At 42.3% G+C, this 849-nt stretch carries 2 protein-coding genes; both read right to left on the bottom strand.

Annotation, left to right across the window (positions count from 1 at the left end; translation table 11 throughout):
- Window positions 1–602: flagellar motor switch phosphatase FliY (gene fliY, locus LD39_RS15770; protein ID WP_035549447.1), on the bottom strand; the 602-nt coding region annotated here is incomplete at its 3' end.
- The coding region (locus tag LD39_RS15765; protein WP_035549443.1) for a FliM/FliN family flagellar motor switch protein at window positions 592–849 on the bottom strand (258 nt) is incomplete at its 5' end. The genes LD39_RS15765 and fliY, both read right to left, overlap by 11 nt.

The following is an 849-nucleotide window of genomic DNA, read 5'->3' as shown; positions in this document are numbered from 1 at the left end:
TTAATTTGAAAAGAGACTTTAACAAGTGGATCTTCACTCGGAATTTGTTCAGTACCTTCGTTTTCTACCAGGTTTAAGACGTCAATGGATGGTGGAGAGATGTCTACTTTCTTATTGAAGATCGTAGACATACTTGTCGCTGCCGATCCCATCATTTGATTCATCGCTTCTTGGACAGCACTGAGTGAAATTTCATTCAAGTTCTCGTCTGGGGAGCTTCCATCTCCCCCCAACATCAAATCTGCAATGATTGCAGCATCATGAGTCTTGATGACAAGAACGTTCTCACCCGAAAACCCGTGTGTGTACGTGACTCCTATCGCCACGTGTGGTTTAGGAAATTCCTCAGGTAAACGAGCTCGACTGACCACCGAGATTGTCGGTGTTGTAATTTCAACTTTTTGATTTAGTAGAGACGATAAAGCCGTAGCTGAGCTTCCGAACGAAATATTTCCAATTTCCCCTAACGCATCTTCTTCTAAGCTGGATAAATGAGGATTTGGTTCTTCCGATCGGGAAGTCACTCGTTTTTCCTCCTCGTCATCACTACCATTTAATAGTGCGTCGATTTCATCTTGTGATAACATATCATCATTCATCATCGTACGGCCTCCCTTGGTACTTATCTAAAACTTGGACAGCCAAGTTCTTCTTCAATTTTCCAGGCTGGATATAGAATTTGTCTTCATTATCCACTTTTAATGTCATTGGTTTTTCGATCGATTGGTCCAACCGAATCACATCATCTTGTTTCAGCCCTAAAAATTGTTCAATAGAAATGTCTGCTTCTCCCAGGATGGCTCGAATATCCACCTCAGCGCCTCGCAGCGTCTTAGTTAACGCTTCATA

This window comes from Halobacillus sp. BBL2006, assembly GCF_000786645.1.
Classification (GTDB): Bacteria; Bacillota; Bacilli; order Bacillales; family Halobacillaceae; genus Halobacillus.
The sequence above is the reverse complement of the archived record's forward strand: the minus strand, read 5'-3'. Positions and strand labels throughout refer to the sequence as shown.